The following is a 14,135-nucleotide window of genomic DNA, read 5'->3' as shown; positions in this document are numbered from 1 at the left end:
TAGTTCATAGAGAGCAACCTGATTTATACTCTCTAACTCTATTTACGTTTTTACAAAATCATTACACCTTCCTTATTCATAGAAGCCTTTCCAACACCTGATGATTACTATTTTAAAGCAGGTAGATTAACAACTCGTACTATTCGTTTCTTTGGCTTTTTCTTATCTGTATTCCTTCCTGCCATTTATGTAACACTAGCCAAATCCCATCAGAATGAGTACTCCGAAAAAATAGTAAAATCATTGTTCTCTGACGGTGAATTACTACCTCCCTTCTGGGAAATGGCATTTTTAATGTTTTTATTAAAAATACTAACAGATGCTTCTTTCCGAATTCCAAAAGGTGCCATCATTCTATTATCATTGGTTGCGACAATTGTTATAGGTGAAACAGCAGTCACAGCAAATCTTATATTTATCAGGAGAAAAATTTATAATGTTACACAGCGAGGTGCATCTCAATTATTTAGAAGGGTGTTCAATGATCATTCATATGGCAGAGAAAGAACAAATATTTGGTTTAAATTATCCTAAATATGGTAAAATTGTTACAATTCATTGGCTATCTTTAAGGATTAAAAAGGCTTCCATTTGTGGGAATAGAATGGGTGTATTACAAACAATAAAGGGATAAAAATGAAAACTATAATTTTGTAGAATCTTGTCGACGTAATTTTTAGAAAATTTAAATAAAAAGATTCACGTTATGGAATGAAGGTGGTATACTTAATTTAACTGGTAATGACATCATTACTAAGAAGAAGCATCCAGGGTTGCATCCAAGAAGGTAATACAATGCCTTATACTTCAACTGGTAATGACATCATGACAATAATTAAGGCAGGTAACTGTATATGAATATTACTTGAAGAAAGTGGGGGAAACATGATGAGAAAGGGTCTTATGGTTTTACTATCGTTAATGCTTGGGCTTTTTGGATTGCTGGTAGGATGCAGTGACAGTTCATCAGGGGATTCGAAGGACGGAAAGGTCGAAATCAGTTATGGGTTCTGGGATAAAAAGCAAGTACCAGCGATTGAGGAAATCATTAAACAGTTTAATGAAGACCACCCTGAAATTAAGGTGAAAACGGAGCTAATTCCTTACGGGCAGTATTTTCAGAAGCTCGAGACTGCCGCAACAGGAGGGGCATTGCCTGATGTGTTATGGATGAATGGTCCGCATATTGTACAATATGCAGAAGGGAAGGTGCTTTTGCCACTAAGCGACCTTGCCAAGAAAGATGATTACAGTCTGGATAATTATCCCGATTCGCTAATTGAACTGTATACGGTCAATGATGAGGTATATGGGATACCTAAGGATTATGATACGACGGGGTTATGGTATAACAAGAAAATTTTTGATGAGGCCGGTGTCCCTTACCCTGATGACACATGGGATTGGGATATGTTTAAGGAAGCGGCAAAGAAATTGACGAACATGGATAATGGGGTATGGGGATTTGCTGCAGTGATGGGGAACCAAGGTGGTTACTACGATTTGATTTGGCAAAACGGAGGACACGTGATTTCAGAGGATGGAAAATCGGTAGGATTTGATCAGCCTGAAGCAATTGAAGCATTGAAATACCATATTAGTTTCATAGAAGAGGGAATGTCTCCGACTCAAGCCCAGATGAATGAAACGGCAGCATCGGATCTGTTCTCTTCCGGAAAGATCGCCATGATGTTTGATGGTCCTTGGATGGTACCGGAATATAAGAAGAATCCTGATTTGGACGTAGCAGTACTGCCAAAAGGTAAGCAGAGGGCTGTTTCGATTCATGGATTGTCTAACGTCATCGCCGCCAATACCAAGCATAAAGAAGCCGCATGGGAGTTTGTGAAATTCCTTGGTTCGAGAGAAGCAGCCGAAGTATTTGCTGAAACAGGTACGGTTATACCAGCCTTTAACGGTACCCAGGAGGCATGGTTGAATTCTGTTCCAGAGTTGAATCTTAAAGCATATATCGAGGGTGCTGAGTATTCTTATCCACTTCCAAGCGTGAAGAATACAGGGGCAATCTGGCAGTATGAAACGGATATTCTTAAGAAGGCCTGGGCCGGTGAAGAAAGTGTGGAAAAAGTAGTAAAAGAACTGGCGGATAAAGCAAATAAGGAACTAGAAGAGTAGGAAAGGAAAGAAGGGGAGGGGGTTTCTTCTCTTCATTTCCTTACAAAGGAGGAGAAATGAAATGGAACCGCTTCATCTCCAGGTTGAAACGAAACGAAAACTTCACATGCTTTCATATGCGAATACCAAGAAACGTTCTGACTATTTATGGGCATATATCATGATCGCTCCGATGATGATAGGTCTCTTTGTTTTTTATTTATGGCCAATGCTTCAGACCTTTTACTTCAGTTTTACCGAGTGGGGGGCATTTGGGACATATGAGTGGACCGGGTTAAAAAATTATACAAGGATGCTTTCGGATGTGAATCTTCTGCAGTCATTTAAGAATACAGGAATCTATATCCTATTTACCGTTCCGTTGGGAATTTTCCTTTCCATTCTTGTCGCGGTTTTGCTCAATCAAAAGATTAAAGGGACGACGATTTATCGGACGTTGTACTTCCTGCCTGTCATTACCATGCCTGCAGCGATTGCCATGGTGTGGAAATGGTTATACAATTCTGATTTCGGTTTATTTAATTATCTGTTGTCCTTTATTGGGATAGAAGGACCACAATGGTTGACGAATCCAAATATCGCGTTGTATTCGATTATTGCTGTGGCGATTTGGAGCGGGATCGGGTACAACATGGTCATTTTTTTATCGGGCCTGCAGGGGATCCCGAAAACGTATTACGAAGCAGCCGAAATGGATGGGGCAGGTCATGTGACGATGTTCTTTAAAATTACCTTGCCGCTTCTATCACCGGTCATTTTCTTCGTGTCGATTATGTCGTTGATTGGAGCATTTCAATTCTTCGACCTGATCTTTATGATGATCAGTAAGAGCAGTACGGCGCTGGAGAGTACTCAATCCATTGTGTATTTGTTCTATCAGCATGCCTTTGTTTTAAATGATAAAGGGTATGCCGCAGCGATTGCGGTGTTATTACTAGTGGTTATTCTCATCATCACTGTGATCCAGATGGCCCTGCAAAAGAGGTGGGTCCACTATGATTGAGGAGGGAATGACCTATGCAGAAATTGATTCAGTTTGTAAGGAGTAAGACGTTTCTTATCCATTTCATTCTGATCATGGGCGCAATTGTCATGTTGTTTCCCTTTGTCTGGATGATTCTGACCTCACTGAAAACCTATGCAGAGTCCATTCAGGTTCCACCGGTGATGATACCGGAAGACTTTCAGTGGGGAAATTATCAAGAGGTATTCACGCTGCTGCCATTCTTTAAATTCATGATGAACACATTTATCATTACGGTACTCCGCACGGCGGGGCAGTTATTTCTCTGCTCACTGGCTGCCTATGCCTTTGCGCGGATCGTGTTTCCCGGAAGGAATCTCCTGTTTGTACTGGCTTTGTCCGTATTGATGGTTCCGGGCCAGGTATTCTTGCTTCCTCAATACATGATCATGGTGAAGCTAGGATGGCTCAATACGCTGCAAGCTGTTGTGGTGCCAGGGTTATTTAGTGCCTTTGGAACGTTTCTCTTAAGGCAATTTTTCATGGGATTACCAAAGGAGCTGGAGGAGGCGGCCCGACTTGACGGGTGCAATCATTTTCAAATCTATTGGCGCATCATGCTGCCACTCGCAAAGCCTGGCTTGATCGCACTAGGCATTTTCACTATTTTATGGTCATGGAATGAACTGATGTGGCCGATGATTGTGAATAGTTCACCTGAAGCTATGACATTGGCAGTGGGATTATCCTCATTGCAGGGGCAGTACGGCACTAACTATCCAATCTTGATGGCAGGGTCATTCTTGGCCGTGTTACCGATGTTGATCCTATTTATCATATTACAGAAGCAATTCATAGAAGGAATTGCGATTACCGGCGGTAAATAAGTTGGTAGATAACTAAGGAGGAATGACCATGAAAGCAGCATTAATAGGTGCTGGAAGCAGGGGATTCTATGCGTATGGATCCTATGCCCTCCAGTATCCTCACGAAATCGAGTTTATCGCGGTAGCAGAACCCGATAAAGAAAAACGGGATAAATTTGCAAAAGCACATGGAATCCCTGAAAATATGAGATTTGAAGACTGGCCGGACCTGTTGAATCAAGAAAGGGTATGTGAAGCTCTGCTAATATGTAGCCCAGACCGGGATCATTATAAACCAGTCATGCGTGCTATTGAAAAGGGATATAATATTCTACTTGAGAAACCGATGTCACCGAGCCCCATGGAAACATTGGCCATTGCGGAAGCTGCCGAGAAGCATAACACGCTCCTGTGTGTATGCCACGTGATGAGATATGCTCCATTCTATCAGTCTCTTAAAGAAGTCATGGATCGGAAGGTGATTGGGGAAATTGTCTCGGTTCAATGGAATGAGAATGTCGGCTATTTCCATCAGGCTCACAGTTTTGTCCGTGGTAATTGGCGTAATTCGAAAGAATCAAGTCCTATGATACTTCAGAAAAGCTGTCATGACATGGATATGCTTGCCTGGTTGATTGGAGCGGAATGTAAGAGCGTTTCGTCTTATGGAAGTCTCAACTATTTTAAAGAGGAGAACGCTCCTGAGGGATCGACCCACCGTTGTCTAGATGGCTGTAAGGTGGAGAAAGAATGCCCGTATTCAGCAGTAAAGTGGTACCTTCATGACAGGGATGTGTGGCCAGCGAATGTTGTGTCTACAAATCCAAGTATCGAGAGCCGCTTGAAAGCGATTCAGGAAGGTCCTTACGGCCGCTGCGTTTATCGGTGTGACAATGATGTGGTGGACCATCAAGTCGTCAATTTGCTATTTGACGGGGATGTTACTGTTTCGTTTACAATGACAGCATTTACGAAGGAAACGTATCGTAACTTCAAGATCATGGGGACAAAAGGAGAAATTACAGGTCATGACGCAAATAATGAATTGATCATTAACCATTTTGCCGGGAAGAGGGAAGTTATCTATCCTCCAACCGTGGATGGAGGTCACATGGGTGCTGATACGGGTATCATGCAGGATTTTATCAACCGAGTCCGTACAAAGGATAGAGGGACTTTGACATCTGCAAAAGTTTCTTCACAAAGTCATTTGATTGCCTTTGCAGCGGAAGAATCGAGACTGTCAGGTGTGACTATAGAATTGAAAAATTTTATTGAAGAGTTGGAGAAGACAAAAGAAAATGCTTAATCATCAAAACTTCTATCATGGCATTAAGTGAAAATTGTCTAAATTTTATGTATAATGGAATACAAATGGTTATGACAAAGATACCACTAAGGGAGATTAACATGATAGAAAAAGATAATCGCTTACCGTTGTATTACCAGCTTATGGATATCCTTCTCGAAAGGATCGAAAAGGGTGAGCTTGCGGAACAGGAGCAGTTGCCGTCTGAACGGGAGCTGTGTGAAACATACAGAGTGAGCCGGACGACGGTAAGACAAACGATGCAGGAACTTGAAAAGGGTGGTTACATCTATAAAGTTCACGGCAAGGGATCCTATGTTTCGCCAAAGACCTATAAGCAGAGCCTTGTTGAATTTTACAGCTTCACCGAAGAAATGAAGAAAATTGGTAAAAAACCTTCCACAAAGGTCCTTTCATTTGAAAAAGTACACTGTGACACCAAGATTTCGAAATCCATGAAACTGCCGTTGGAGGAAGAAGTATTCAAGATTACGAGACTGAGACTTGCTGACGAAGAACCGATGATTTATGAAACTTCTTACGTTCCGGTAGAGCGTTTTACCAAACTAACGAAGGAACAATTGGAATATACGCCAATGTATGAAATCTTTCGGTACCAATACGATGTGACAATCACAAGAGCACTGGAAAGCTTCAATGCTGTGAGTGCCGGAAAACAGGCAGCCGGCATGCTGACCATTGAAGTAAACTCACCGTGTCTCCGATTGGAACGTATTACGTATGAAGATCAACAAGTCATTGAATATACCATCTCTATCGCAAGAGGAGATAAATTTACGTACACAGTTGAATTGAAGTAGGTGCTCTCGAGTATCTATTTCATTTAACTGGTCATGACGACATTAACAGTTATGGGGGTTAGAATGGGCATGGAATTTATACAAACAAACAAATGGGACCAAAATAATCCCGGTGCTATCCATACAACAAGAGAAATTGCTCAACAGCCAAGACTTTGGAAAGAAACCGTTGAAATCTTACTTAAACATAGAGATACACTGATGTCTTTTTTTAAGAAAATAGACGATAGGCATCCTCATATTCGGGTAATTTTGACAGGAGCGGGAACATCTGCTTTCGTAGGGGAAACCGTTCTTACTTCCATAAAGGAAATGGTTAAGCATAAGAGATGGACGGTAGAAAGCATCCCTACTACCGATATTGTATCTAATCCATATGAGTATTTAGACAAGGATATTCCAACCTTGATGATTTCTTTTGCCCGTTCTGGTAACAGTCCAGAAAGTGTAGGTTCGGTTGAATTGGGTGAGCAAATTATTGATCATTTTTATGGCATCGCTCTTACATGTAATCGTGATGGTTTACTCGCTAAACAGAAGAAGGGAGACCCAGATCACCTGGTCATATTTATGCCGAAGGAAGCGAATGATCAAGGCTTTGCGATGACGAGCAGCTTTACGACCATGTTACTTTCGGGGCTGCTCGTTTTCCAGCCGGAGAGGGTTCATACCCTGGAGAAGACTATTAATGAAATAGTTTCGGCAGGTGCTAAGATTATCGAGACCGGAAAGACAGAGTTAGAAGCGCTTGCTTCCTCGAATTTTTCGAAAGTTGTATATTTAGGCTCAGGCGTTTTTCAAGGGCTTGCAAGGGAGTCATCTTTAAAACTATTGGAATTAACGGGAGGTATGATTCCAGCAATATTTGATTCTCCACTGGGATTCCGGCACGGCCCGAAATCAATCTTAGATGAAAAAACGATCGTTTTCGTTTTCTTATCCTGTCATCCGTATACGAGAAAGTATGATTTGGATGTATTGAAGGAGCTATACCATGAACAAAAGCGAGGGAAGGTGGTTGCAATCTCCTCTTATCAGGATGATGTCGCTGAACGTTACAGTAACTTGTTCTTGACTACAGGCTTGGAGACGGTTCAAGAAGATATATTCCTTACGTTTCCATATGTCATGTATGCCCAACAATTTGCCCTTTGTAAATCCATGTATTTGGGACTTTCTCCCGATAATCCCTCTCCTATGGGGCTCGTTAACCGGGTCGTAAAAGGTGTCAAAATCTATCCTTATCGGAATGGGGGAGAGAGGATATGATCGTTTCAAGTAGTAGAATTCTCGTGGATGCACAGTCAAAAGGCTACGCGGTGCCTGCCTTTAATATTCACAATCTCGAAACACTCAAAGCGGTCCTTGAAACCGCACGAGACCTCCGTTCTCCCATTATAATTGCGGCTACGCCCGGTACTGTCCGATATATGGGGAAAGAGTTCCTGGTCAAGATGATGGAAGCCACAAGAAAAAGCTATGATATCCCGGTTTGCTTTCACCTTGATCATCATGAAAACCTGGATGATATCAAGAACCTAATTCATATGGGTGTCCCATCAGTCATGATCGATGCCTCCCATTATTCTTTTGATGAGAACATTCGGATTGTCAGGGAAATTGTAGAGTATGCTGCCCCGTTCGGTGTGACAGTTGAAGCTGAGCTTGGTCGTCTAAGTGGGATGGAAGATGATTTAGAAGTGGACGAAAGGGATCAAATCTACACCAACCCCAAGCAGGCAAAGGAGTTTGTAGCGAGAACCGGTATAGATTCTCTGGCTGTGGCGATTGGTACCGCTCATGGACTTTATAAAGGAGAACCAAAGCTCGATATAAACCGGTTGTCGGCAATCCAGCAGGAAGTCCATATCCCCCTTGTTCTCCATGGGGCATCTGGATTGCCAGATGAGCTTGTTCGTAAGACCATTGAGAGGGGCATTTGCAAGGTGAATGTGGCAACAGAGCTGAAGATGGCTTTTGTGAAAGGCCTCCGCAGCTACCTGAACGCAAACCCGGAAGCCAGTGATCCTCGCTATTACTTCACTGATGGTGTCGCTAGACTGAAAAAGGTAGTAGCAGACAAAATTAAACTGTGCGGTAGCTTTAACCGTGGCTAGTCCCATTATTGCAACGGTCACTTTAAATCCGGCGATAGACGTTAGATATACACTGTCCCAATTTCGAATGGGTGAGGTGAATCGTGTTTTTTCTATTGAAAAATCGGCAGGTGGGAAAGGGCTGAACGTCACCAGGGTTCTATCTCAATTGGGACAGAAGGTTACATGTACAGGTTTCCTGGGCGGTAAGAGCGGAAAGTGGATTGAAAGCGAATTATCTCATTTGAAGGTACACAATTCCTTTATACCAATTAAAGGAGAGACTAGAACATGTCTGGCCATTCTATCAAAGGAAGGTCAGACCGAGATTTTAGAAACGGGTCCCTTAATTTCAAGCAATGAGTTAGAAATCTTTAATCGAACATTCTCTTCGATTCTAGATGTCGTAGATTTTGTAGTCGTTTCTGGAAGTATGCCAGAAGGAGTTCCTACTGACTTTTACAGTGAGCTTTCAATGAAAGCCAATCAAAAAGGAGTTCGCTTGTTATTGGATGCAAGTGGACACGGACTCGCAGAAGGAATCGCAGGAAAACCTTTTTTAATTAAGCCGAACAAAGAAGAATTTGCTAGGTTAATAGGGAGAACATTTGACTCTACGGATTCTACCGATGACATGATACGGCATGCTCAAGCTATTTGTCATAAAGGAATACACTATGTACTTCTTTCTCTTGGGAAAGAAGGTGCCATTTTGGTTAATGGAAAAAGAACTCTGAGGGCAAAGGTTCCTTTAGTGAAAGCCGTGAATCCTGTTGGGTCTGGAGATAGCATGCTCGCCGGGTTTACCTATGCGTATTCCCATGGATTTCCGATTGAAGAAGTCTTGAAATGGGCTTGTGCTTGTGGAATGTCAAACGCCATTGTGGAAAAAACGGGTGAGGCTAATCTGTTGGACATTCGAAGATTCGTGAAGAAAATAGATGTAGTTGAATGAATAGGGGAGATGGAAGATGAGCTATATCGCTTGTTTTGACATAGGAGGAACGTTTATCAAATATGGCGTTTTTAATCCAAAGGGTAAGCTTCTGGTTAAAAGTAAAATCGCCACCCCAAAAAGCCATGAGATTCCTGATGTATTAAATAACAAAGTGAAATCGCTTCAGCAGGATTTTCACCTCACTGCCATTGGCATTTCTTCTTGCGGTTTGGTGGATCCTGAGAAAGGAATGATATTATTTTCTAATAATATTCTAGGGTATAGTGGAATGAAGCTGGGTGAGTTATTATTTTCACTCACCCAATTACCGGTATCGGTTGAAAATGATGTGAAAAGTGCGTGCCTGGGCGAGATATGGAAAGGTTCTATCAAAGATAAGAGAAACGCCTTCTTTCTAACACTGGGTACGGGAATCGGTAGCAGTATTGTGATGGACAGGAAGATTGTGAGTGGCTCTTCGAGATTTGCTGGTGAGCTGGGTCATACCGTCATTGTTGTAGGTGGGAAACCTTGCAGTTGCGGTAGAAAAGGCTGCCTTGAACAATATGCGTCCACTTCAGCTTTGGTTCAAGACTATAAGGTGGAAGCACAGCAAAAAGGAGTGGCGGTTAAGAACGTTTCCGGCGAAACGATTATGGATCTTGTCAAGCAGGGAGAACCAGTTGCTTTGGCTGTATATGAACGGTTTATTCATTATATTAGTGTGGGATTAACAAATGTAATTCATCTTCTCAACCCCGAAAAGATTATCATTGGGGGCGGAATCACTGAAGGAGACGGTCCCATCATTCAAGATATCAATTTACAATTAAAGAATGAAGTAATGGATATATATGAGAAGGAGGATATAGTCATTGCTTCCTCTTTAGGTAATGACGCAGGATTATACGGAGCATGTTACTTGGCTTTAAACCGTATGAATATAAAAGAAACAGTGTAATAAGCAGCACCAATGAAGGTGTTGCTTATTCTGTTTATGTTAAGTAATAGGGGATGAGGATAATGAAAGCAGTGAAGGCAGACCATATTTATACACCGGAAGGAATCGTTGAAAAGGGGTATCTGCTCTTGGAAGATGGGTATATTTCAGGCATTACTAAGAAAACTCCACCATGTGACATCTTCGAATTTTCCGGTTGTTCCGCCATACCTGGCATGATTGATCTGCATATCCATGGCATAGCGGGACATGACACCATGGATGGAAGTGTTCTTTCTTTACAGGAGATGTCTAACTCTCTTGTGAAATACGGAGTAACAGGATTCCTGCCCACCACCCTTACCCATGATCTGGAAAGTATTCGGAATGCGGTAGAAAAAGTAAGTAGAGCGATTGGTCAAACAACTGGAGCTGAAATCCTTGGGTCTTATGTGGAAGGGCCTTACATTACACCCGAACATAAAGGGGCCCATCCCGTTGAATATATGCGAGAGCTATCAATTAAAGAACTCGAAGGGTTAATCAATGCTTCGAATAACACCATAAAAGTAATAACTATTGCTCCAGAAAAAAAACATGCCATGGAAGTCATCGATTATCTCACGGGGATGGGGATCCACGTTTCGATGGGGCATACCAACGCCGATTATGAAACAACAAATCTTGCTGTCTCCCTGGGCGCAAAAATCGCAGTTCATACTTTCAACGGAATGAGAGAATTCAAGCACCGTGATCCTGGGTGTGTCGGGGCCTTTTTGACCAATGATGACTGCCATTGTGAATGCATCGCGGACCTCCATCATGTTCACCCAGGTGCCATAAAACTATTATATAAAACAAAAGGAAACAATAAAATCCTCTTAATCAGTGATTCCATGGTTGCAACAGACTTGCCGGACGGGCATTACGCCCTCGGTAGAATGGAAGTGAAAGTCATAGATCGAATTGCGAGGACCATGGACACCAACTCCTTGGCAGGAAGCACAACCAACTTACTGGACTGCATAAAAAATATTAAAGTAGTGTTGAAGTTGCAACTTGAGGAGATTTTACCCATGGTTAGTCTAAACCAGGCAAGGCTTCTAAATATTGATCACGAGGTTGGTAGCTTAGAGATTGGTAAGAAGGCAAATATCGCATTGATTGATGGGAATTGGGGTGTTCGAGCAACTCTTGTAGGTGGAGAAATGGTGTGGAGAGCCAAGGGACCCTTAGCTTCAGATGAATATTCAATATAGTTAAGGTTTTGGGAGTTTATTCTTCCAGGACCTTTTTTAAATAGAAGAAAGAATATTTTTACATACCTGGATGCAACATGCAGGGATTTCCATATCGATGAGGGGACCAAGGAGGGCTTTGAACTTAATAATGGAATTATTGATAATGTAAACTAATGGTTTTTTACTTTCTATAATCAAAAATCTAAACTTCATGCAACGCCATATCTAACACCAATCGGTTGAGAATGTTTGGCGCTTTAATACAGTAATAATGGGAATTCAAAATTATTATTCAGCAGCTTCACACATCACTGATGATTTAACTGAGCTGAACTATCGTCTTCATAAAGCGTTATTTAATCGTTTAAAAGAATTGAGAAAAGAAGCTACGTTTCAGGACCTTACAAAATCCTTACAGAGACGGTACAAGGGATATGAGTGTAAGCTCTTCAAAATAAAAGAAATGGTACTTATCCCAATTCATGCCCAACGTTGTAAGATAAATTTGAACTTCTCTCAAACTATTTGTAACTACAGAATTAGGACTGGATGAATGGCATTGTCACCATAAGACACCGTATCATCTCACCAAAGATGATTCATACGGAAACTTATTGATATTGCATAAATCTGTCCTTATACATTTGAGAGATTTAGAGAAGATAAAAGTGCTTTTAAACTCACTCAAGTTAAATGAAAAGCAACTCACAGAAGTCAATAAGTTGCGTAAGTAATGTCTGAATGAAGCTATCTGATTCTCCATAAAACTTTGCATAATCATAAAAATCTTGATTGAATTGGATTAGTTGGAACGCCGTATGCTGGGAAACTCGCCTGTACGGTGTGAAGTGGGGGAAAAGCTGGAGATAACTTCAAAAGCTTACCTATCACTATAGTAACTCTTATATACGTAGTAGAATTAGTGCAATACAGTAATGACATAATCTTCAAGTCATTTTTCTTTGTGATAGGTTATAAGTGTTAATAAAGGCTGATATATCAAGATTTATGCGTTCGCAACTACTGGTTGCGTTGGGGTGCAACGACAAATATCTTTACTTTTCATGATGTTTTCAACAATATTGAATTATAGATTTTAATAGGGTGGTTAAAGAAATGGTCTTTAGTGAAAAATTAAAAGTTGAAAGAAATAATAAGGGGTGGTCTCAGGAAGATTTAGCTAAACAACTATTTGTGAGTCGACAATCTGTTTCTAAATGGGAGAATGGCCAAAGCTTTCCCAGCATTGAAATTATCATACGTTTAAGTGATCTCTTTGAAATAACCATCGATGAATTATTAATAAGTGATGAGGAGTTAAAACAAAAAGTAATCAAAGATAGCAAACAGTTAGCACATCCCAAACTTAAATTTTTGTTTGATGTATTGTTTTTAATTGGGTTTGCTTTTCTGATTATAAAGATAGGAATCATTTTATTAAACAAATTTACAGCCTTTGAACTAACCTTAATGGAAAGCTCTTTTTTCTGGAATTTCGGTCCTCTTTTGTTAATGGTTGGGGGAGGGATTGGTTCTGGTGTTGTTAAGGAAAAATATAAAGAGGAATAGTATTACACAAATTTAAAGAATTAGTTGGTGAAAAAAAGACAGAATCATACATTACAAGGAGAAGTTTTTGAATGCATGAACCAATCGTAACGAAAAGAAAATTAACCCCTGATTTAGCACGAGGGTTTATGTTGTTGTTTATTGCATTGGCGCACGCCAACCAATTTATAAATTTAGAAGGTCGAGAAATTACTATTATCGACCAGTTAACTGTATTTTTAAGGCAAATGTTCATCGACGGCCGCGCCTTCCCTTTATTTGCTATTCTATTTGGATACGGGTTACATCAAGTTCTTAAAGGCCAAGAAGGAAGAGGGAACAGTTGGAAGGATACGAAAAAAATCTTTAGACGCAGAGGGGGTTGGATGTTACTGATAGGCTTCTTCCATGCAACTCTCTTTTTCGCTGATATAATCGGAGTCTATGGTATTATCGCTCTTATTTTTGCAAGTTTCTTTCTTCGGTTATCGAATAGAAAAATGATGATTATAGCTGCTGTGTTTCTTATCTTCGTGGGAGTGTTTGCTCCGGCGATGCCCAGAGGGTTTGATGCATTAAACATGCAAATCACAACATCCGCAACTATTAAGGATCCTATTGAGGCATCAATTACTCGAATGTTTGAGTGGATGTTTTATACACCTGTAATGAGTTATCAAGTAATTCCCGGCGTGCTAATTGGTATTCTAGTGGCTCGGTTCCGGATAATAGATAATCCTAAGAAACATAAGAGGGCGCTTTTCACAGTTGCTGTATTAGGCCTTTTGATATCAACTGCAGGTGGTATCCCGATGGCCCTAATGTCCTCCTTGCTTTGGACAAGTTACAATGATGTATGGGAAACAACAGCGAAATCACTACATACAATCACAGGATATGCTGGTGGAGTAGGATGGACGGCTCTTTTTGGATTAGCCGTTACAAGATTAGAAGAAAAAAGAGGGATGTTTTCAAATGCAATAGCAGCGCTTGGACAACGTTCATTGAGCTTTTACCTATTTCAATCGATATTGTTTGTTATCTTATTAGCTCCTTACGCCGGTGGTCTTGGTGGTCAAATTAGTCAATTGGAGGGCGACTTAATCGGAGTACTTGTTTGGGTTCTATCAGTAACATTAGCAAATTACATGCATTGTAGATCTATAAGAGGTCCTTTTGAGACATTTTTAAGGGAAAAATCAGCAATTTCTTATACTTTTTGGGGTAAGTAGTTGAAGATTTAATTAGAAATTTTAAGCTCCTCTTTGTAAACCGGG

The 14,135-nt window shown here is 40.8% G+C and carries 14 protein-coding genes; all 14 read left to right on the top strand.

Annotated elements, in window-relative coordinates:
* The first annotated feature begins 57 nt into the window (after window positions 1-57).
* Window positions 58-534, top strand: coding sequence for a spore germination protein (locus LG307_RS16735; RefSeq protein WP_404450483.1), 477 nt, complete (start codon window positions 58-60; stop codon window positions 532-534).
* A complete protein-coding gene (locus LG307_RS16730) occupies window positions 482-634 on the top strand; it encodes a hypothetical protein (RefSeq protein ID WP_404444317.1) in 153 nt (50 codons plus the stop codon). The genes LG307_RS16735 and LG307_RS16730 overlap by 53 nt, the downstream gene beginning before the upstream one ends.
* Before the next feature lie 254 nt (window positions 635-888).
* Window positions 889-2,136 carry an ABC transporter substrate-binding protein gene (locus tag LG307_RS16725; protein WP_404450482.1) on the top strand — a complete coding sequence of 416 codons (1,248 nt, stop codon included), beginning with the start codon at window positions 889-891 and terminating at the stop codon, window positions 2,134-2,136.
* Window positions 2,137-2,242: 106 nt separating this feature from the next.
* Complete coding sequence (locus LG307_RS16720) at window positions 2,243-3,139, top strand: carbohydrate ABC transporter permease (protein WP_404450481.1); 897 nt, start codon at window positions 2,243-2,245, stop codon at window positions 3,137-3,139.
* Window positions 3,140-3,153: 14 nt separating this feature from the next.
* A complete protein-coding gene (locus LG307_RS16715; protein ID WP_404444314.1) occupies window positions 3,154-3,987 on the top strand; it encodes a carbohydrate ABC transporter permease in 834 nt (277 codons plus the stop codon).
* A 28-nt stretch (window positions 3,988-4,015) separates the two neighbouring features.
* Entirely contained in the window at window positions 4,016-5,275 is a 1,260-nt protein-coding gene (locus LG307_RS16710) for a Gfo/Idh/MocA family protein (protein ID WP_404444311.1), read from the top strand.
* A 101-nt stretch (window positions 5,276-5,376) separates the two neighbouring features.
* Window positions 5,377-6,096, top strand: a complete 720-nt coding sequence (locus tag LG307_RS16705) for a GntR family transcriptional regulator (RefSeq protein ID WP_404444308.1) — start codon at window positions 5,377-5,379, stop codon at window positions 6,094-6,096.
* 69 nt (window positions 6,097-6,165) lie between these two features.
* A complete protein-coding gene (locus LG307_RS16700) occupies window positions 6,166-7,365 on the top strand; it encodes an SIS domain-containing protein (RefSeq protein WP_404444306.1) in 1,200 nt (399 codons plus the stop codon).
* Entirely contained in the window at window positions 7,362-8,213 is an 852-nt protein-coding gene (gatY, locus tag LG307_RS16695) for a tagatose-bisphosphate aldolase subunit GatY (RefSeq protein ID WP_404444304.1), read from the top strand. The genes LG307_RS16700 and gatY overlap by 4 nt, the downstream gene beginning before the upstream one ends.
* Window positions 8,206-9,147: a 1-phosphofructokinase gene (gene pfkB, locus LG307_RS16690; protein ID WP_404444301.1), complete on the top strand. Its 942-nt coding sequence runs from the start codon at window positions 8,206-8,208 to the stop codon at window positions 9,145-9,147. Before gatY ends, pfkB begins: the two co-directional genes overlap by 8 nt.
* A gap of 16 nt (window positions 9,148-9,163) precedes the next feature.
* Window positions 9,164-10,090 (top strand): ROK family protein, encoded by a 927-nt coding sequence (locus LG307_RS16685; RefSeq protein WP_404444298.1) that lies wholly within the window; start codon window positions 9,164-9,166, stop codon window positions 10,088-10,090.
* A 62-nt stretch (window positions 10,091-10,152) separates the two neighbouring features.
* Entirely contained in the window at window positions 10,153-11,328 is a 1,176-nt protein-coding gene (gene nagA, locus LG307_RS16680; protein WP_404444295.1) for an N-acetylglucosamine-6-phosphate deacetylase, read from the top strand.
* Between the two features lie 1,098 nt (window positions 11,329-12,426).
* Window positions 12,427-12,879 carry a helix-turn-helix domain-containing protein gene (locus LG307_RS16675; RefSeq protein WP_404444292.1) on the top strand — a complete coding sequence of 151 codons (453 nt, stop codon included), beginning with the start codon at window positions 12,427-12,429 and terminating at the stop codon, window positions 12,877-12,879.
* A 71-nt stretch (window positions 12,880-12,950) separates the two neighbouring features.
* Window positions 12,951-14,090: a DUF418 domain-containing protein gene (locus LG307_RS16670; protein WP_404444289.1), complete on the top strand. Its 1,140-nt coding sequence runs from the start codon at window positions 12,951-12,953 to the stop codon at window positions 14,088-14,090.
* The last annotated feature ends 45 nt before the right edge of the window (window positions 14,091-14,135 follow it).

This window comes from Sutcliffiella horikoshii (genome assembly GCF_044809035.1).
GTDB classification, from domain to species: Bacteria; Bacillota; Bacilli; order Bacillales; family Bacillaceae_I; genus Sutcliffiella_A; species Sutcliffiella_A horikoshii_G.
Note: the sequence above shows the minus strand (reverse complement) of the source record. Positions and strands in the feature narration are given on the sequence as shown.